We start from the raw sequence: 19,367 nt of genomic DNA, 5'->3' as shown, positions 1-19,367 counted from the left end.
GATCAGTCCTCCTCGTACGACGAACCGGAACGGCGGCGGGAGCGGGCGCCGGTGGCGGCGGTGCGCCGCCGGGGGCGGCTCTCCCGCTCCTCCGGCTCCTCGTCCTCCTCGTCGTCGTCGGCCCCGACGGCCCGCTTGACCTTCTCCCCGACGCCCTCCACCGCCTTCTTGGCCTTCTTCTTGCCGAGGCCGGTGGCCATCCGCCCGGCCGGGCTCCCGCCGCCGCCCGCCACCCCGCCCAGCAGCTCGGGCACGGTCTTGCTGCGGTCGAATTCGAGGTCCACGCGGTTGCAGGCTTCGGCGAAGCGGAGGTAGGTGTCCACGCTGGCGACCACGATGCGGGCGTCGATCTTCAGGATCTCGATGCCGACGAGGGAGACCCGGATGAAGACGTCGATCACCATGCCCCGGTCGAGGATGAGTTCCAGGACGTCGTAGAGGGTGCCGGTCCGCTGAATGCAGACGACCTCTTCCGTGTATGTGCCAGTGGGCATCTCGGGGCGTCCTTTCGGCTGTCGTCTCAGCGGTCGTCTCAGCAGTCGTCGGCCGCACCGCGCCGGTAGCGGCGGACCCTCCGGTATTCCTGGAGTTCGCCCCGCCCGTCGACCCGCACCTCGTACGTGGCCAGCAGGCTGGTGGTGTCGGGGATCCGGGCGACCTCGAGGACGTCCACGCTGACGACCCAGCCGTCCTCGTCGCGGGTCACCCCGCTGACGCCCTCGGGCTCATGGACGATCAGTGAGGCGAGCTGCTCGCATGCCTGCCGGGCGGCCTCGGCCGGCTTGGGCGGCCGGGACCGGGGGCCCGTCTTGGTGGCCGTGGGGCGCGGTTCTCGCTCTGCCATGTGTATCAGTGTGGACACAGAGCGTGTCCGGCCGCCTGCTGTGATGGGCCAGACGGCCGCCTGTCGCGATGCGCCGGAGGCGGGTGCGGCTCGAGACACCGGGCGGGGGCGGGGATCATGCGGGCTGCTCGTATCCCGTCCGCCTTGAAGGGCCAATTATCTCCGGTGCAGTCGAACTGATCCGGGAATGGGTCAGGAAACGCTGGTTCCGCGGCGGAACGCATGTGAAGATGACTCGCGGCCGGTTGCGCGGAATTCATCACCGCGGAATTCATCACCGGCGTTCGTGGAAAATACCGTTGGGGAACAATGCGTACATTTAAGGCTGCGGCCTGTCTGGCCGTCATGGTGGCCCTGCTGGCGGGCTGCTCCGACGATGGCGGCACGAGCAAAGCCGACGGCGGCGGTATGGTGACCGTCGAATTCAAGGTGACGGGGGACTCGCCGGCGAGCGTCTACATTCCTGGCATCAATTCGAGTCTGTATACCGACACCAAGAAGAGTGGCGGGGATGCGGATCTGGATCTCGAAAATGTCAAGACGCCGTGGTCGAAGAAGTTCAAGGTGAAGCCCGGAAGGTCGCTGTCGTTGCAAGCGGGCTCCGTGGACCCGAAGAAGGAAATCGGCTGCCAGATATTCGTCGACGGGAAGCTCAAGGACGAGGAGACGAAGAAGAACAAGCCCGGTAGCACGCTCACCGCGGGGTGCTCGGGCACGACGCCGGTCTGATCGGCGCACGGGCGCCGGGCTGGTGGCCGGGCCGGACTGGGCAGGGCGGGACTGGGCAGGGTGGGGCCGGGGGCCGGGTGGGCGACGAACCCGGCGGACGTTGTCCGCGGGTGGTCGTACTCTGGAAGACCCCCGGCCCGTGACACGTGTCGGGTCGTTCGCGTTGTCCGCCTCCGGGATGGAATACCCCTTTATGAGCCTCACCGGTCTGCTCGACGTCGTCGTTAAGGACCCCGCGCTCGCCGAGGCGGTGCGCGGCGCCGCCGACGGCAATCGGCCCCACGTCGATCTGGTCGGCCCGCCGGCCGCCCGCCCGTTCGCCATCGCCGCGCTGGCGCGCTCCGCGGGCCGTCCTGTGCTCGCGGTGACCGCCACCGGCCGGGAGGCGGAGGACCTGGCGGCCGCGCTGCGTTCGCTGATGCCGCCGGGACTCGAGAACGCGGTGGTGGAGTACCCGTCCTGGGAGACGCTGCCGCATGAGCGGCTCTCCCCGCGCTCGGACACGGTCGGGCGGCGCCTCGCGGTGCTGCGCAGGCTGGCCCATCCGCGCCAGGACGACCCGACGGCGGGTCCGGTCTCGGTCGTCGTCGCGCCCGTGCGGTCCGTGCTGCAGCCGCAGGTCAAGGGGCTGGGGGACCTGGAGCCGGTGAGCCTGCGGGCCGGGGGGACCGCCGATCTCGAGGAGGTCGTGGACGGGCTCGCGGCCGCCGCGTACTCCCGGGTGGAGCTGGTGGAGAAGCGCGGCGAGTTCGCCGTGCGCGGCGGCATCCTGGACGTCTTCCCGCCCACCGAGGAGCATCCGCTCCGGATCGAGTTCTGGGGCGACGACGTCGAGGAGATCCGCTACTTCAAGGTGGCCGACCAGCGCTCCCTGGAGGTCGCCGAGCACGGGCTGTGGGCACCGCCCTGCCGGGAGCTGCTGCTGACCGACCAGGTGCGGGAGCGGGCCGCGGCCCTCGCCGAGGCCCACCCCGAGCTGGGCGAGCTGCTCGGCAAGATCGCCGAGGGGATCGCGGTCGAGGGCATGGAGTCCCTGGCTCCCGTCCTGGTGGACGAGATGGAGCTGCTGCTGGACGTCCTCCCGAAGGGCAGCATGACGGTCGTCTGCGACCCGGAGCGGGTGCGCACCCGGGCGGCCGACCTGGTGGCCACCAGCCAGGAGTTCCTGCAGGCGTCCTGGGCGGCCACGGCCGGCGGCGGGGAGGCCCCGATCGACGTCGGCGCCGCCTCCCTGTGGGGCATCGCGGACGTCCGCGATCACGCCCGTGAGCTGGGCATGATGTGGTGGTCGGTGAGCCCGTTCGCCGCGGATGAGGAGCTGGACGCGGACACCGTCAAGCTGGGCATGCACGCCACCGAGAGCTACCGCGGCGACACCGCCCGGGCGCTGGCCGACACCAAGGGCTGGCTCGCCGACGGCTGGCGCACGGTCTATGTGACCGAGGGCCACGGCCCCGCCTCCCGCACCGTCGAGGTACTCGGCGGCGAGGGGATCGCGGCCCGGCTGGACGGCGACCTCACCGAGATCAAGCCGTCCGTGGTGCATGTGTCCTGCGGCTCGATCGACTACGGCTTCGTCGATCCCGCCCTGAAGCTGGCCGTGCTGACCGAGACGGATCTGTCCGGGCAGAAGGCGGCGGGCAAGGACGGGGCGCGGATGCCCGCGCGCCGCCGTAAGACCATCGATCCGCTCACCCTTGAAGCGGGCGACTTCATCGTCCATGAGCAGCACGGCGTGGGGCGCTATATCGAGATGGTGCAGCGCACCGTCCAGGGCGCCACCCGCGAGTATCTGGTGGTGGAGTACGCCCCGGCCAAGCGCGGCCAGCCCGGTGACCGGCTCTTCGTCCCCACCGACCAGCTGGAGCAGGTCACCAAGTACGTGGGCGGGGAGGCGCCGACCCTGCACCGGCTCGGCGGGGCCGACTGGACCAAGACCAAGGCGCGCGCCAAGAAGGCCGTCAAGGAGATCGCCGCCGACCTGATCAAGCTCTACTCCGCCCGGATGGCGGCGCCCGGCCATGCCTTCGGCGCGGACACCCCCTGGCAGCGGGAGCTGGAGGACGCCTTCCCGTACGCGGAGACCCCCGATCAGCTCACCACCATCGCCGAGGTCAAGGAGGACATGGAGAAGTCGGTTCCGATGGACCGGCTGATCTGCGGCGACGTCGGCTACGGCAAGACCGAGATCGCGGTCCGCGCGGCCTTCAAGGCGGTCCAGGACGGCAAGCAGGTCGCGGTGCTGGTGCCCACGACCCTGCTGGTGCAGCAGCACTTCGGCACCTTCGGCGAGCGGTACGGCCAGTTCCCCGTCAACGTCAGGGCGCTCTCCCGCTTCCAGACCGACACCGAGGCCAAGGCGGTGCTGGAGGGGCTGAAGGACGGCGCGGTCGACATCGTCATCGGCACCCACCGGCTCTTCTCCTCCGAGACCAAGTTCAAGGACCTGGGCCTGGTCATCGTGGACGAGGAGCAGCGCTTCGGCGTCGAGCACAAGGAGCAGCTGAAGAAGCTGCGCGCCAATGTGGACGTGCTGACCATGTCCGCCACGCCCATCCCGCGCACCCTGGAGATGGCGGTCACCGGCATCCGCGAGATGTCCACGATCACCACCCCGCCGGAGGAGCGCCACCCGGTGCTGACCTTCGTCGGGCCGTACGAGCAGAAGCAGATCGGCGCGGCGATCCGGCGTGAGCTGCTCCGCGAGGGCCAGGTCTTCTACATCCACAACCGGGTGGAGTCCATCGACCGGGCCGCGGCGAAGCTGCGCGAGATCGTCCCCGAGGCGCGGATCGCCACCGCCCACGGCCAGATGTCGGAGTCCGCCCTGGAGCAGGTCGTGGTCGACTTCTGGGAGAAGAAGTTCGATGTGCTGGTCTCCACGACGATCGTCGAGTCCGGTATCGACATCTCCAACGCCAACACCCTGATCGTCGAGCGCGGCGACAACTTCGGCCTCTCCCAGCTGCACCAGCTGCGCGGCCGGGTCGGCCGCGGCCGCGACCGCGGTTACGCGTACTTCCTCTACCCGCCCGAGAAGCCGCTCACCGAGACCGCCCATGAGCGGCTGGCCACCATCGCCCAGCACACCGAGATGGGCGCGGGCATGTATGTGGCGATGAAGGACCTGGAGATCCGCGGCGCGGGCAATCTGCTCGGCGGCGAGCAGTCCGGCCATATCGCGGGCGTCGGCTTCGACCTCTACGTCCGGATGGTCGGCGAGGCCGTCGCCGACTACCGGGCCTCGATCGAGGAGGGCGACGGCGAGGCTGAGGAAGCGCCGCTGGAGGTCAAGATCGAGCTGCCGGTCGACGCGCACGTCCCGCACGACTACGCCCCCGGCGAGCGCCTGCGCCTCCAGGCGTACCGCGCCATCGCCTCCGCCACCAGCGAGGACGACATCCGCGCCGTCCGCGAGGAGCTCACCGACCGCTACGGCAAGCTCCCCGAACCGGTGGAGAACCTCCTCCTGGTCGCCGGCCTGCGCCTGCTGGCCCGCGCCTGCGGCGTCACGGACATCACCCTCCAGGGCTCCAACATCCGCTTCTCCCCGGTGGAACTCCGCGAATCCCAGGAGCTGCGGCTCAAGCGCCTCTACCAGCGCTCGGTGATCAAACCGGCCACCAAGCAGGTCCTGGTCCCCCGCCCCTCGACCGCCCGCATCGGCGGAAAGCCGCTGGTGGGGCGGGAGCTGCTGGCATGGACGGGGGAGTTCCTGACGTCGATCCTGGGGTCGTGACGACGATCGTGGGGCCCTGACAGCGACCGCGGCCCGCCTGGTGCCGGTGCCCATGGCCCGGCGCCGGGCGGGGACAGGGGCGGGCCGCGCGGCCCGGGGCGCGATCGCGCTCAGGCGATGCGGATCTGTTGATCGTCGACTTCGAGCACCAGCGTCAGCCGGGCGCCCAGGGCCTGCGCATAGGCGCGCATCGCCGTGAGGTCCACCGCCTTGCCCTGCTCCAGCTGGGAGACGCGGGCCTGGGTGATGCCGAGCTGGACGGCGGCCTGCTGCTGGGTGAGCCCCCGCTCCCTCCGCAGTCGCTGCAGGTGATGGCCCAAGAGGTGGGCCTCCTGCTGCAGACGTGCCGCCTCCTTGCGTGCCGCCCACTCGTCCTCGCCCACGTCGGGGTGGGCCTCGCGACGGATGCGCTCGGCGCTCCTCTTGACCTCGTCCCACGAGGTGAAACCGTTCATTCCGCCGCCTTCTCCTTGTGGTCGAGGTACTGCCGGTAGCGCTCCTCGGCGAGTGGAACGGCGGTGTCGTACCAGCGTCGCCAACTGCCCGCCTTGTCGCCCGCCACGAGGAGGGTGCACTCCCGGTCGGGGTCGAAGACGAAGAGGATGCGGATTTCGGTCCGGCCCCCCGAGCCCGGGCGTAACTCCTTGAGGTTCTTCATCGAGGCTGCTGTGAATCACGTCGGCCATAGGACGGCCGAGGCTCGGTCCTATCTCGGCCAGCAGCTCGATGGCCTCACCGAGTCGGCCGAATGCGGATCGTGAGCACATAGGGCGAGGAACCAATCGGCCACCTCGTCATGGAGGTTGATTGACCACGTCACAGACCAGTATAAGCAGTCGCTTGTAGAAGCGCACGCTTTTATTGCCGGATCATTCACTCGCATGGGTGGCTCGGCGCCGGGCGGGGACAGGGGCGGGCCGCGCGCAACACCCCCGTCGTCGCGCGGCGGCCGGCCCCGGTTTGTGAGGCCCGGCGGGCTGGGCCAGTGCGGGTTGGGCCAGTCCAGGACATTAGGCGTGCGCGGCACCGGCGGCGAGGAACGATGTGCACAGTGAGGGCGCCGGGTGGTTGCCGTTCGAACGGTGAGTGCTCCGGTGAACGGTGAGAACGACCGCGAACGGTGAGCGCACCGGCGCGCATTGTGGTGTCCCGGCTCAGAGCGAGCCCAGGGCCCGCATCGCCAGCCACAGTTCGTACTTCGCGCTCGGCGCGGTCAGGAGGGACCGGCCCAGCACGTCCTCCGCCCTGGTCAGGCGCTTGCGCGCGCCCGGTAGCGAGATGCCGAGGGCGGCGGCCGCCGCGGGGAGGCGGGCGTCGGCACGCAGCCAGGTGCGTACGGTCTCCAGACCGGCCGCGGGCCTGGCCTGTTCCAGGGGGCGCAACTGGGCCCGGGCCCAGGTCCCGGCGGCGGGGGTGCCCAGCACCGTTTCCAGCGTGGCGGTCGGGCCCGGCGGGGCCTGGGCGCGGGCCGCCGCGGCCTGGGGCGCGGTGTGCAGCCGCAGGGCGAGCCAGGCGGCCGACTGCGCGGCCAGGCTGCGGCTGACCTCCACACCCAGCAGCTCATCGAGATGGCGCATCCGCGCGGCGAGCGTATTGCGGTGGATCTTCAGATGGCGGCTGGCCGCTCCACCGAAGCTGAGCCAGGACCCGAGTGTGCCCAGCAGCTCTTGCGGGCCCGGATCGGCGCGGCGGGCCGGGGCGTAGCGCAGGCAGGGCGCGAGGAGTTCGCTCGCCCACAGATAGCCCTCCGGTCCCGCCAGGACGGTCACATCCACGTCGCCGCCGAAACCGGCGCGGCGCCCGGGCGCGTTACGGGCCACCGCCAGCGCGTGGACGGCCTGCTCATAGGCGGTCGGCGTATCCCGCAGCGCGACCGCCGCGCTCACCCCGACCCGGCACTCGGGCACCAGCCGGACGATCAGCAGGTCCAGCGATTCGGGGAGTGAGGGATGAGGGGCGTCGCCCGCCTCGGCGGCCGGGTCCGTCCCGGCGGCCGGGGCCGTCGTCTCCGGCGGTACGAGCGCGAGGACGTGGTTCGGGCGTACCGGGCACGGCACGATCCATGCCGCGCCGCCTGCCTCGCGGTCGATCCGCCGGGCGATCTCGCGCCGCCGGGGGTGCGGACACTCGATCACATACATCTGGACCACCGCGGGCAGCGCCGGCCGCAGCGCCCCCGCGATCCGCTGCGCGGCGGGCACGCTGCCCACCATCAGCAGATGCAGCACCGCCTCCCGGCTGTGCTCCTCGGCCGACTCGATCCGCCGCCGCGCCCGTTCGGCCTGCTCCAGCCGCCAGCACAGGGCGAGGGTGCGGGCGGCGTCGGCGAGCAGCATTCCGCAGTGCGGATCGTCCGGCCCGATGACGGCCAGATACGTGCTCGGGTCGGTGTCGAGCGCGATCAGATGCACCGGAGGCCCCTCGCCCCCGCCCAGCACGGCGGACGGCGCCCCGCGCCGGTGCAGCTCGACGGCCGCGTCGGCGGCGGCGTCGGCGGCCGGCCGCGCCACCGCCGGGTCATGCTCCCCACCCGGCCCGGCCAGCACCCGGCCCGTGTCCCCGACCAGCACGGCCGGGCCCCCGGCGCGCCGGGTCAGCCAGCCGAGCATGTCCCGAACCGCTCCGCGCCGGGAGGCCAGCCGGGCGAGGGCGAGAACGTTATCGGCGCGGTCGGCGCGCACGTCGGAGGGCGAGGCGGGCATGAAACAGCACATTAGTTCCGATCGCCTGGGTTCCCGAAGGGGCTCGGACCGGTCGGCGGAATCAGCGGCGGCCACCGTAAGGAGCGCGGCCAGGCTCTAGGCTCGGCCGGTGTCCACCGTCATAGCCGCCATGATCACCGCCGTCGTCGGCATCCTCGGCACCCTCTTCGCACCCCTCCTCCAGCAGCGCACGACGGCACGTCAACGGGAGGAGGACGCGCGTACGGAGGACCGGCGGCGCCGCTTCGAGGAGCGCCGGACCGCCTACACCGCGATGAACCGCGCCTCCCGGCAGTTCCACACACTCCTCAAGGACGCGCTGCACCGGATCCGCGACGACGTGTACACGGACGAGGACCGCGTCCGGCTGGAGGAGGCCCGCCGCGACTACCGCGACCGTTACGCCGAGGCGCAGATGATCGTCCCCGAGCGGGTCCTGGAGGCGTCCCGCGCGCTCAATACGGTGCTCGCCGAGATCGACGCACAGGCCAAACGGATCGACCGGGGCCTGCAGCGCGACGGCGAGACGGCGGCGGGCGCGCTGCTGGAGCTGAAGGAGGCCGAACCCCGGCTGGCGGCGATGCGCCGGATCATGCGGGAGGACCTGGGCATCCTCGACTGAGGCCGGGGGCCGGTGCGGCCACCGCATCCGGCGCCCCCGCCATGACCTCATCCCGCCATGACCTCAGGGGTAATCGACGCCCCGGGCGCGGCGCGGCAGGCTGAACGTGTCCGCCGCAGACGCCGGACCGCACCCCATCGCCGATCAGTCCGGAGCACATGCCGGAACACTTGGAGGAGCCATGCCCGCCGCCTACGCGCTCGCGCATCTGCACGGCCGCAGTCCACACCCCGACATCATCGAGTACCTGGAGCGGATCCAGGCCACCCTCGACCCCTTCCACGGCCGCTTCCGCATCCACGGCGGCGAGCTTGAGGTGGTCGAGGGGGAGTGGCCGGGCAGTGTGGTGCTGATCGAGTTCCCGGGCGGGATGGCGGACGCCCGCGAGTGGTACGCGTCGCCCGCCTACCAGGACATCCTGCGGCTGCGCACCGACCACATCGAGGGCGTCGTGGTCCTCGTCGAGGGTGTGGACCCCGGCTACGACCCGCTGAAGCGAGCCGAGAAGCTGCGGTCGGCCGACCCCAGCGGGTACGCCCGCTAAGCGCTCCGCTAAGCGCTTCGCTAAGCGCTCCGCGCGAAGTGCCGCGAGGCGCGGTCGTTCGTCCGCGGCTGTGTCGTGGCTGGTCGCGCAGTTCCCCGCGCCCCTTCGGGGCGCACGCCGCCCCTTCCCGCGGCATCGACCTCGGGGGTCGAGGGGTCGGCCGTCGCCGCGGTGCGCCTGTACCGGTGGGCTGGTCGCGGTCGGGGCGCTGTCGCGGCGGATGACCGCGCGGCATCCGGGGCGGGTGGCCGGGGTCTGGGGCGGAGCCCCAGTTGTGGGGAGGGGCGGGGAGGGGTACGGCCCGCCGCAGGCGTCACGGTCCGTCGGGCACCACCCGGCGTGCACGCTGCCCCACCGCGGTCACCGCCCCACGGCGTACCCCTGCGCGCCCCGCGGATTCGCGGCGGCCAGTAGGACGCCCGTCTCGGGGGCGCGGGCGACCGCGCACAGGCGTCCCTCCGACCAGGGTTCGCCGACCACCACATCGTGGCCGCGGCGGCGCAGTTCCGCGATGGCGGCCTCGTCGATCCGGGACTCCACGACCACCCGTCCCGCCGTCATCGCCCGCGGGTGGAAGGAGCCGGGGAAGGACTCCTGGTGCCAGTTGGGGACGTCGATGGCGCCCTGCAGATCCAGTCCGGAGCGCACCGGGGCCCGCAGCGCGACCGCGAGGAAGAAGTGCGTGCTCCACTGGTCCTGCTGGTCGCCGCCCGGCGTGCCGAAGGCCATGACGGGGGTGTCGCCGCGCAGGGCGAGCGAGGGGGTGAGGGTGGTGCGGGGGCGGCGGCCGGGGGTGAGGGAGCTGGGGAGCCCGGGGTCCAGCCAGGTCATCTGGAGCCGGGTGCCGAGCGGGAAGCCCAGCGCGGGGATGACGGGGTTGGACTGCAGCCAGCCGCCGCTGGGCGTGGCCGCGACCATGTTGCCCCAGCGGTCCACGACGTCGAGATGGCAGGTGTCGCCCCGCGTCACCCCGTCCGGCCCGACGGCCGGTTCGCCGTCGGCCCGTTCGCCCGGAGCCGGTCCCCGAACGGCCGATCCCCCGGCGGCCGATCCTCCGACCGCCGGTCCGCCCAGCGCCGGCCCCAGGTCCGGTCCGCCGACCGTCGGCTCCCCGCCGCCCGGCCCGGCGGCCGGTCCGGCCGCCCCGGAGACCGCGCGGGCCACGGCGGCCAGCGCCTGCTTGCTCAGCCGCGGCGTACGGCCCCCGGGGCGCCCGGGGCGCAGCTCGTACGAGGCCGCCTCGCCGATCAGCCGCCGCCGCTCGTCGTTGTACGGACCGGAGAGCAGCTCCACCAGCGGCACATCGGCGGCGTCCCCGTACCACGCCTCGCGGTCGGCCATGGCCAGCTTGCCGCCCTCGATCAGGGTGTGCAGGAAGTCGGGCGTGCCCAGGTCGTCCGCGGTCAGCCCGTCCGGCAGCAGGGCGAGTTGCTGCAGCAGCACCGGTCCCTGGCTCCAGGGCCCGGCCTTGCACACGGTCCAGCCGTTCCAGGAGTGGCTGACCGGCGCCTCGTACGTGGCCTCGAAGGCGGCCAGGTCGTCCCCGGTGAGCGTCCCGGCGTGGCGCTGCCCGGACGAGTCCATCGCGGGCCGGGCCGCCGCGTCCGCCAGCTCCTTCGCGATGAAGCCCTCGCGCCAGACCCGGCGGGCCGCCTCGATCTGTGCCTCGCGCCCCGGCCCTGCCGCCTCCGCCTCGGCGATCAGCCGCCGCCAGGTGGCGGCCAGCGCGGGGTTGGTGAGCAGCCGCCCGGCGGCGGGGGAGGTCCCGTCCGGCAGATACAGCTCGGCCGAGGTCCTCCACTCGGTCTCGAACAGCTCCCGTACCGCCTCGACCGTCTCCCCGATCCGCTCGACCGCGGGATGGCCGTGCTCGGCGTAGCCGATCGCGTACCGCAGCACCTCGGCGAGCCGTTTCGTCCCGTGGTCGCGCAGCAGCACCATCCAGGCGTCGAACGCCCCGGGCACCGCCGCCGCGAGCGGGCCGGTGCCCGGGACGAGGTCGAGGCCGAGCGCCGTGTAGTGGTCGATGGTGGCCCCGGCGGGGGCCGGGCCCTGGCCGCACAGCACGGTGGGTTCGCCGCCCGCCGGGGCCAGGATGATCGGCACCTCACCGGCCGGCCCGTTCAGATGCGGCTCGACCACATGCAGGACGAACCCGGCGGCCACGGCCGCGTCGAAGGCGTTGCCGCCGTCCTCCAGGACGGCCATGGCGGACTGCGAGGCCAGCCAGTGAGTGGAGGACACCATGCCATGGGTGCCCTGCAGGGTGGGCCGGGTGGTGAACATGCGGCGGGCTCCTGATCTCGTACGGGGGCGGGTGCGCGGGCGGGGGCTCAGGGGGCTGAGGTGTTCTCAGGGGGTCGGGTGGCTCAGGGGGCGGAGGCGTCCTAGGAGGGCTGGCGTCCTAGGAGGGCCGGCGTCCTCAGAGAGCGGGAGCGTTCTCAACGGGGCTGGGACGTTCTCAACGGGGCGGAGGCGTTCTCATGGGGCCGAAGTGTCTTTATGGGGCATGGTCACAGGTCATGGTGCCGACGCGTCCGGCGCCGTTCCGTCGTCCGCCACCAGATGGCAGGAGACCTCCCGGCCCCCGCCGCCCGCAAGTACCCGCAGCGCGGGCGGCTCGGTGCGGCAGCGGTCGACGGCGAGCGGACAGCGGGTGTGGAAGCGGCAGCCCGGGGGCGGATCCAGCGGGCTGGGCAGCTCCCCGCTGAGCACGATCCGGGCGCGCGACCGCTGCGCGGCCGGGTCCGGCACCGGGGCCGCCGACAACAGCGCCTGGGTGTACGGATGCTTGGGGTCGGCGAACAGCTCGGCGGCCGGGGCCTGTTCCACCAGCTGCCCCAGGTACATCACCGCGATCCGGTCGGCGAGGTATTCGACGGCGGCCAGGTCATGGGTGATGAACAGACAGCCGAAGCGCCGCTCCCGCTGCAGATCCGCCAGCAGATTGAGCACGGACGCCTGGACGGAGACGTCCAGCGCCGACGTCGGCTCGTCGGCCACCAGCAGCTGTGGATCGACGGACAGCGCGCGGGCGATCGAGACCCGCTGCCGCTGTCCGCCGGAGAGCTCATGGGGCCGCCGCCGCGCCAGTTCGGGCCGCAGCCCCACCTGGGCCAGCAGCGCGGCGACCCGGTCGCGCAGCGCGTCGCCGGAGGCCAGGCGGTGCAGCCGCAGCGGCTGGGCGACGATGGCCCTCACGGTCATCCGGGGGTCGAGCGAGGAGGACGGGTCCTGGAAGACCAGGTGGAAGTCCTTGCGCAGCGGGCGCAGCGCCCGCTTCGAGAGCCGGGTCACCTCGCGGCCGTTGATCGTGACGCTGCCCGCGGTCGGCCGGTCCAGCCGTACGGCGCACCGCCCCACCGTGGACTTGCCGCTGCCGGACTCCCCGACCAGGCCGACGATCTCGCCCCGGCCGATGCTGAGGCTGACCCCGTCGACCGCCTTGACGGTGCCGGCCGGGCCGGTGAAGTGGCGGACGAGGCCGCTGATGTCGAGCACGGCGTCATCCCGCGACGCCTCCACGGATGCGACGGCGGCGGTCATGAGGCGGCCTCCTGATCAGGGGGTTCGGGGCGTTCGGCGTGCTCGGGGCGCTCCCGGTGTTCGGGGCGCTCAGCGCGCTCTTCAGCGCGCTCTTCGGGGCGTTCGGTCTGCTCGGTGCCCTCGGTCTGCTCTGGGCCTTCGGGACGGTCCGGCTGCCCGGAATCGACCGGCACCGGATACCAGCACGCCGCCTCGTGCCGCTCGCGCAGCGCCCGCAGTGCGGGCCGCTGCGCGCCGCACCGTTCATCGGCAGAGCTGCAGCGGGGCTGGAAGGTGCAGCGGTCGGGCTGTTCGGTGAGGCTCGGCACCAGCCCGGGGATCTCCCGGAGCCGCCCCCGTTCGCCCGCCGCCCGCCTCCGTCCGGGCACCGGCACGGCGCCGAGCAGCCCGCGGGTGTACGGATGGCGGGGCGCGGTGAACAGCTCGTCCACCGGGGCCTGTTCGACGCCCCGCCCCGCGTACATCACCAGCACCCGGTCCGCGATGTCGGCGACCACGCCCAGATCGTGGGTGATCAGCACGATGGCGGTGCCCAGCCGCTCCCGCAGGGACTGCAGCACCTCCAGGATGCCCGCCTGCACGGTGACGTCCAGCGCGGTGGTGGGCTCGTCGGCGATGAGCACGGCGGGGTCGCAGGCGATCGCGATGGCGATCATCACCCGCTGCCGCATACCGCCGCTGAGCTGGTGCGGATAGTCGCGGGACCGCTGGGCGGGGGCGGGGATGCCGACGAGGTCGAGCAGGTCCACGGCCCGTTCGCGCGCCGTGCGGCGGTCGAGCCCCTGATGGCGCCGGAGGACCTCGCCGACCTGGCGGCCGATGGTGAGGACGGGGTTCAGCGAGGTCATCGGCTCCTGGAAGATCATCGCGATCTCCCGGCCGCGGACGTCCCGCAGCTCCTTCTCGTCCGCCCCCACCAGCTCCCGTCCGCCCAGCCGGATGGAGCCGCCGACGTGCGCGGTGGGCGGCAGCAGCCCCATCACGGCGGTGGAGGTCACGGACTTGCCGCAGCCGGACTCGCCGACCACGGCCAGCACTTCACCGGCGGCGATGTCATACGACAGCCCGTCCACGGCGTGGACCACGCGGGTCGGGGTGCGGAAGACCACGGACAGGTCCCGCACGCTCAGGGCAGGGGTCGCAGACGAGGTCATCGACATGCTCATCGGCTGTCTCCCTGGGGGTCGAGGATGTCGCGCAGCCCGTCCCCGAGCAGATTGAACGCGAGCGTCGCGGCGATGATCGCGAGCCCCGGGAAGACCGCCATCCAGGGCGCGGCCGCGATATACGCCTGAGCGCTGGAGAGCATCACCCCGAGCGAGGCGGACGGCGGCTGGATGCCCAGCCCGAGGAAGCTCAGCAGCGCCTCGCCGATGATCGCGGAGGGGATGCCCACGGTGGCCTGGACGGTCAGCGCGGACAGGGCGCCGGGGAGGATGTGGCGGAAGAGCACGGTGCCGTCCCCGCCGCCGTTGGCCACCGCCGCCGCGACGTAGTCGAGGTGTTTGAGCCGCAGCGTCTCCGCCCGGGTGATCCGGATGACGGCCGGGATCTGCGAGACGCCGACCGCGATCGTGGCGTTGAGCAGCGACGGTCCGAGGATGGTGGCCAGGCCCACCGCCAGCACCAGGAAGGGGAAGGCGAGCAGGGTGTCGGTGAGCCGGGAGACCACCGAGTCGGCGAACCGTCCGTAGTAGCCCGCGATCAGCCCGAGCGGCACCCCGGCCGCGAAGGCCAGCGCCACCGCGAGCAGACCGATCTGCAGCGAGGCCCGCACCCCGTACACGACCCGGGAGAGCTGATCGCGGCCCAGGTCGTCGGTGCCCAGCCAGTGGGCCCAGCCCGGCTGGTGGAGGGCGGCCGAGAAGTCGGGCCGGGCCGGGTCGTACGGCGCGATGAGCGGTGCGAACACCGCGACCAGCACCAGGATCGCGGCGGCCACGGCCCCGGTGAGGGCCAGCTTGTTGCGGGTCAGCAGCCGGAGCCGGGACAGCGGCGCGAGCGGGGCCCGCTCCCGCTCCTCGGCGGCGGGAAGGGCGGTGGCAGCGGCGCTCACTGGGCACCTCCGAGCCGGATACGGGGGTCGATCACCGAATAGGCCAGGTCGACCAGGAGGTTGACGAGGATGTAGGCGGCCGAGGTGAACAGCACCACGCCCTGCACCATCGCGTAGTCGCGGGAGAAGACGGCGTCGATGGTGAGCTTGCCGAAGCCCGGCAGGACGAAGATCTGCTCGGTGACGACCGCGCCCGAGATGAGGTGCCCGAGCTGCAGCCCGAGCACGGTCACCACGGTGACCAGGCTGTTGCGCAGCGCGTGCCCCATGATCACCTGACGGCTGGAGAGCCCCTTGGCGCGCGCCGTGCGGACGTAGTCGGCGGACAGCGAGCCCAGCATGGCCGCGCGCGTCTGCCGCATCACGACCGCGGCCAGACCGGAGCCGAGGACGATCACTGGAAGCACCATATGGCGCAGGTTCTCCATCGGGTCCACGCCGAACGGCACGAAGCCGGAGGCGGCGAAGACCGGGAGGGCGATGGCGAACGCGAGGACGAGCACGATGCCGAGCCAGAAGGCGGGCACCGAAAGCCCCAGCAGGGCCACGGCGTTGACCAGCCACTCCTCGGGCTTGCCGCGCCGGACCGCCGCCACCACCCCGGCGCCCACGCCGACGACGACCGCGAGCAGCAGGGCCAGGGCGGACAGTTCGAGGGTGACGGGCAGCGCCTCCAGGACCGAGTCCAGGACCGGCAGCCCGGTGCGGGAGGAGACGCCGAGGTCGCCGGTTGCGGCGTGCCGCACATAGCGCACGTACTGCACCACGAGGTTGTCGTCCAGCCCGTAGCTCGCCCGGATCTGGGCGATCGCCTCGGGCGTGGGCTCCTCCCCGGCCAGCGCGGTGGCGGTGTCGCCGGGCAGCGCCCGTACGCCGGCGAAGACCACCACGCTGACCAGGAAGAGAGTGATCAGCGATTCGCCGACGCGGCGGATCGGATAGGACATCAGTTTCCTCCCGTCGCGTATCCGGCGTCCTTCACGCGGATCAGCCCGTCGCCGAAGACCTTCAGCCCGGCGACCTTCTTCGTCACGGACACGTAGTTGGTGGGCTGGATCAGATAGAGCACGGTGTGCTGGGCGCGGATGCGCTCGACGAGCCGGGCGTAGATCTTCTGGCGGGCCGCCTTGCCCGCGGTCGCGCCGCCCTCGGCGATCAGCCGGTCGATGGCGGGGTCGGAGAGGCCGCCGTAGTTCTGGGCGCCGCCGGTGCCGGCGAACACGTCGATGTTGCCGGCCGGGTCGAGCCGTCCGGACCAGTTGGTCGTCGCCGCCTGGAAGTCGCCCGCGCGGGAGTGCTCCAGGCCGGTGGCGAACTCGGTCGGCGCCAGACTCACCGCGAAACCCGCCTCCTTGGCCATGGCCTGGATGACCTGGCCCAGCCGGTTGTCCTCCGGGGTGGTGCTGATCTGCAGCCGTACTCGGACCGGGGTCGTCACCTTGGCGGCCTTGAGCAGCCGTTTGGCCTTGGCCAGGTCGCGGGCCGGACAGCGGGCCCCGGTGGCGTACGGGGTGCCGGAGGGGAGCGGGCCGCAGGTGGGCCGGTAGCGGTCCTGGAAGACGATGGTGTTGATGAGGGCGCGGTCCAGGGAGAGGTCGAACGCCTCGCGCACCCGCACATCCCGCGCGATCGGGGTGTCGATCCGGCCCGGCGGCGCCCCGGCGCCCTCGGTGTTGCCGATGTTGAGGGTCAGTCCGTAGTAGCCCAGCGAGGGGGAGTTGAACAGCTGCAGCCCGGGTTCGGTGAGCGCCCTGCCCACCTGGACCGGGTCCATCTGATCGCCGACCTGGATGTCACCGGACTGCAGATTCGCCAGCCGGACGTTGCCGTCGGTGATGGTGCGGTAGATGACCCGCCGCAGATGGACGGAGTCGGCGTCGTAGTAGTTCGGGTCCTTGTCCAGGACGATGCGGTCGCCCACCACGCGCTCGGCGTAGCGGAACGGGCCGACGCAGGTGGGGTGGCTCGCGAAGCCGTTGCCGTAGCGCTTCAGCGCCGTCGGCGACATCACCATGCCCGCGCGGTCGGCGAGCAGCGCCAGCAGCGGGACGTACGGCTTCTTCAGCCGCAGCCGTACGGTGTCGTCGCCGACCGCCTGTACGGAGGTGACGGGTTTCAGCTCGCTGGCGCGGACGGATCCGGGCAGCGTGCGGTGCCGGTCGAGGGAGGTCTTGACCGCCTTCGCGTCCATCCGGGTGCCGTCGGCGAACCGGACGCCGTGCCGCAGCCTGATGGTGACGGTGCGGCCCCCGTCGCTGGTGGTGGGCGGGGCGGCGGCGAGCTGTGGCACGAACCGGTCCCGGGCGTCGACGTCGTAGAGCTTCTCGCACATCGCGGCGAACACCGTGCGGCCCACGGCGGTGCTGGCCAGGGAGGGGTCCAGCTTGTCCGGATCCGATTTGAGGGCGATGGCCAGCGTTCCGCCGTCGCGGACGGGCCGGGGGTCGGTCATCCGGTCGGCGCCCACCTCGGCCGTGGGGGAGGCCAGGGAGGCGCAGCCGGCGGTGGCGGCGACGACCAGCACGCACAGCACCCGGGCGGCGAGGGCCGCGACGCGCGGTCGGTGGCGGGTGGGTGGGGGCCGGTCGCTGGGTCCGCTCGTTCTTTGGCGCATGGCGGAATGCCTCACTGCTGGGGACGGAGAGCGCGCGCTGCGGTGCGGCCAGGATGGCGCAGGGACAGGCGATTGGTCCATTGGTAGGACCACATTGCTTCGGCAGACGGTAGTGGGCGGGCCCGGCGACTCCGGTTGCCCGCCTGTCACCACCTGGTTAAATCCCCTCGCGTCGGGGGCGGGACGATGCCGGGGAGACGTCCGCCGGATATGAGACTCTGGACGACCACCGGCCGGACCGGATAAGGCCACAGGAAAGCTCGGGAAAGCCCGGAAAGGCCCGGGACGTTCGGGAAGCTCGGGAAGCCCGCGAAGCTCGCGAAGTTCGGGAAGTTCGGGAAGTTCGGGAAGCTCGGGAAAGCTGAAGAAGGCGGAGGAAAGCCGGGAGATGGACTGGCGGCAACTGCGGCACTCCACCCTGTCGAGGCCGGACGCCCTGGCCGTCGGCCTGGAGCGGCTGATCCTGAGCGGAGAGCTGCCGCCCGGTTCCCGCGTCCCCCCGGAGCGGGAGCTGGCGGAGAGCCTCGGCGTCTCCCGGGGCTCGGTCCGCGAGGCGCTGCGCGCCCTCGCCTCCCGCGGACTGGTCGCCCGGCGCCCCGGCTCCGGCACCGTCGTCCTCGACCCGGGTGCCACCCCGCGCGGCGACATCCTCGCCTCGGGGCTCGACGCCACGGCGGAGCTGTTGCAGGTCATGGAGGTGCGCGCGTGTATCGAGCCCTCGGTGACCGCGCGGGCCGCCCGGCGTGCCACCCCCGCCGACATCGTCCAGCTGCACGCCCTGCTGGACGCGATGCGACGGGAGCCCACGCGGCGGGAGTTCACCGACCTGGACCGCACCTTCCACCGCGCCATCGCCCAGTACACCCGCAACCCCCTGCTGCTGCGGCTGCTGGACCGGGTCTACGAGATCGGTGAGCCGGGGCGGCGCGAGACCTCGCTGTCCGCCGCTCGCCGGCGCGCCACGATCGAGGAGCACCAGGCCATCCTGCGGGCGATCGAGGCCCGCGACCCGGAGGCCGCCCGAGCCGCCTCCGAGACGCATCTGGACTCGGTGCTGCACCGGATCGAGGAGCAGCGGCGGCGTACGGAAGCGCGGGGCGGAGGAGCTGAGGCGCGGGGCGGGGGAGTTGAGGCGCGGGGCGGGGTAGTCGAGGCGGGCGACGGGGGTGTGGAGGCGGGCGGGAGATAGGCTCCCCCGCCCGGACGGCCCTAGGGGCGGACGTACCGGTCGGGGTTCCCCTGCGGCCAGTTGATGGTCAGGCTCTGGCCGTCACCGCTGACCACCGCGGTGCCGCCGGAGATGGTCTCGCCCTGGCAGGTCATGGAGACGGCCATGCTCGCGCTGATCGTCCCGGGGCAGGACTTGCCCTGGTACCCCACGGTCAGGGAGCCGCCGGTCACGGTCATGACGAGCGGCTTGCCGTTCGGATCGCGCACCTGGGAGTACCACGTGCCCTGCACGCTCGCCGGGGCGCCCGCCCGGGTGGGCGCGGGGGCCTGCGTCTTCGGGGCCGTACGGCGGGGTGTCGGGGTGACGCCGTCGGCGGTGCGGGTGGCCCGGGGGCTGCTCGGGCTCGCGCTGGGGCTCTTCCCGGCGGGCTTGGTACGGCTCGGGCTGGGGCTCGCACCGGTGGGGGTGGCGGACGCGGTGCCGCGTTCCGCGCCGTCGCCCTTCTGGGCGGCCGCGGCCTTGTCGGAAGTGCCGGACGACTGGGCGTCCTTGTCGTCGTCGTTGCCGCAGCCGGTCAGCGCCAGAGCCAGCACCGCGACGGCCACGGTGGCGGCCGCATGTATTTTCCGCACGAGAATCCCTGATATTCCTGAGTGAACGGGGAAGGTATGAGGGAAGATCTTGACAGGCGGGTCCGGAAAAACTCCATGGGTTCCGGAAATGTTCTCCAGGAAATATGAACTGTAATCCGGATCAGTTTGCTGCTGCGCTTTCTCGCGGCGCTTTTCTGCGGAGGGTTT

Annotated in this window: 17 protein-coding genes; 5 read left to right on the top strand and 12 right to left on the bottom strand. The window is 72.4% G+C overall.

Going from position 1 to position 19,367, the window contains the following annotated elements:
- Window positions 1-2 precede the first annotated feature (2 nt).
- Window positions 3-494 carry a gas vesicle protein GvpJ gene (gene gvpJ, locus J8403_RS17275; protein WP_211123974.1) on the bottom strand — a complete coding sequence of 164 codons (492 nt, stop codon included), beginning with the start codon at window positions 492-494 and terminating at the stop codon, window positions 3-5.
- Between the two features lie 38 nt (window positions 495-532).
- Window positions 533-844 (bottom strand): gas vesicle protein GvpO, encoded by a 312-nt coding sequence (locus tag J8403_RS17270; RefSeq protein WP_246585875.1) that lies wholly within the window; start codon window positions 842-844, stop codon window positions 533-535.
- 345 nt (window positions 845-1,189) lie between these two features.
- Here J8403_RS17270 and J8403_RS17265 point away from each other — a divergent pair, with 345 nt between their 5' ends.
- Window positions 1,190-1,573, top strand: a complete 384-nt coding sequence (locus tag J8403_RS17265; RefSeq protein WP_211123972.1) for a hypothetical protein — start codon at window positions 1,190-1,192, stop codon at window positions 1,571-1,573.
- A gap of 193 nt (window positions 1,574-1,766) precedes the next feature.
- A complete protein-coding gene (gene mfd, locus J8403_RS17260; RefSeq protein WP_211123971.1) occupies window positions 1,767-5,312 on the top strand; it encodes a transcription-repair coupling factor in 3,546 nt (1,181 codons plus the stop codon).
- A gap of 110 nt (window positions 5,313-5,422) precedes the next feature.
- Here mfd and J8403_RS17255 read toward each other — a convergent pair whose 3' ends face one another.
- The 3 genes from J8403_RS17255 to J8403_RS17245 form a co-directional block, all read right to left on the bottom strand.
- A complete protein-coding gene (locus J8403_RS17255; RefSeq protein WP_211123970.1) occupies window positions 5,423-5,767 on the bottom strand; it encodes a helix-turn-helix domain-containing protein in 345 nt (114 codons plus the stop codon).
- Window positions 5,764-5,970, bottom strand: coding sequence for a type II toxin-antitoxin system RelE/ParE family toxin (locus tag J8403_RS43685; protein ID WP_246585874.1), 207 nt, complete (start codon window positions 5,968-5,970; stop codon window positions 5,764-5,766). The genes J8403_RS17255 and J8403_RS43685 overlap by 4 nt, the downstream gene beginning before the upstream one ends.
- Before the next feature lie 496 nt (window positions 5,971-6,466).
- Entirely contained in the window at window positions 6,467-8,014 is a 1,548-nt protein-coding gene (locus J8403_RS17245; protein WP_211123969.1) for a PucR family transcriptional regulator, read from the bottom strand.
- 109 nt (window positions 8,015-8,123) lie between these two features.
- On the opposite strand from J8403_RS17245, the gene J8403_RS17240 reads away from it, so the two are divergent.
- A complete protein-coding gene (locus tag J8403_RS17240; protein ID WP_246585873.1) occupies window positions 8,124-8,636 on the top strand; it encodes a hypothetical protein in 513 nt (170 codons plus the stop codon).
- Window positions 8,637-8,817: 181 nt separating this feature from the next.
- Window positions 8,818-9,180, top strand: coding sequence for a DUF1330 domain-containing protein (locus tag J8403_RS17235; protein ID WP_211123968.1), 363 nt, complete (start codon window positions 8,818-8,820; stop codon window positions 9,178-9,180).
- A gap of 360 nt (window positions 9,181-9,540) precedes the next feature.
- Here the strand turns inward: J8403_RS17235 and J8403_RS17230 are convergent, their stop codons facing one another.
- From J8403_RS17230 to J8403_RS17205, 6 genes are all read right to left on the bottom strand, one after another.
- Entirely contained in the window at window positions 9,541-11,466 is a 1,926-nt protein-coding gene (locus J8403_RS17230; protein ID WP_211123967.1) for a gamma-glutamyltransferase family protein, read from the bottom strand.
- A gap of 234 nt (window positions 11,467-11,700) precedes the next feature.
- Window positions 11,701-12,726: an ABC transporter ATP-binding protein gene (locus tag J8403_RS17225; protein ID WP_211123966.1), complete on the bottom strand. Its 1,026-nt coding sequence runs from the start codon at window positions 12,724-12,726 to the stop codon at window positions 11,701-11,703.
- Window positions 12,723-13,892: an ABC transporter ATP-binding protein gene (locus J8403_RS17220; protein WP_246585872.1), complete on the bottom strand. Its 1,170-nt coding sequence runs from the start codon at window positions 13,890-13,892 to the stop codon at window positions 12,723-12,725. Before J8403_RS17220 ends, J8403_RS17225 begins: the two co-directional genes overlap by 4 nt.
- Window positions 13,889-14,704 carry an ABC transporter permease gene (locus J8403_RS17215; protein WP_425519898.1) on the bottom strand — a complete coding sequence of 272 codons (816 nt, stop codon included), beginning with the start codon at window positions 14,702-14,704 and terminating at the stop codon, window positions 13,889-13,891. Before J8403_RS17215 ends, J8403_RS17220 begins: the two co-directional genes overlap by 4 nt.
- Window positions 14,705-14,778: 74 nt before the next feature.
- Window positions 14,779-15,729 carry an ABC transporter permease gene (locus J8403_RS17210; protein ID WP_211123964.1) on the bottom strand — a complete coding sequence of 317 codons (951 nt, stop codon included), beginning with the start codon at window positions 15,727-15,729 and terminating at the stop codon, window positions 14,779-14,781.
- The gene (locus tag J8403_RS17205) at window positions 15,729-17,396 is read right to left on the bottom strand and encodes an ABC transporter substrate-binding protein (protein ID WP_211123963.1); all 1,668 of its coding nucleotides are present in this window, start codon (window positions 17,394-17,396) and stop codon (window positions 15,729-15,731) included. Before J8403_RS17205 ends, J8403_RS17210 begins: the two co-directional genes overlap by 1 nt.
- A 388-nt stretch (window positions 17,397-17,784) precedes the next feature.
- Between J8403_RS17205 and J8403_RS17200 the strand changes: the two genes are divergently transcribed.
- Window positions 17,785-18,585 carry a FadR/GntR family transcriptional regulator gene (locus tag J8403_RS17200; RefSeq protein WP_211123962.1) on the top strand — a complete coding sequence of 267 codons (801 nt, stop codon included), beginning with the start codon at window positions 17,785-17,787 and terminating at the stop codon, window positions 18,583-18,585.
- 20 nt (window positions 18,586-18,605) lie between these two features.
- Here the strand turns inward: J8403_RS17200 and J8403_RS17195 are convergent, their stop codons facing one another.
- Window positions 18,606-19,199: a hypothetical protein gene (locus J8403_RS17195; protein ID WP_211123961.1), complete on the bottom strand. Its 594-nt coding sequence runs from the start codon at window positions 19,197-19,199 to the stop codon at window positions 18,606-18,608.
- Between the last annotated feature and the right edge of the window lie 168 nt (window positions 19,200-19,367).

Origin of the sequence: Streptomyces yatensis (assembly GCF_018069625.1) — a bacterium.
In the GTDB taxonomy this organism is placed as follows: Bacteria; Actinomycetota; Actinomycetes; order Streptomycetales; family Streptomycetaceae; genus Streptomyces; species Streptomyces yatensis.
Note: the sequence above shows the minus strand (reverse complement) of the source record. Positions and strands in the feature narration are given on the sequence as shown.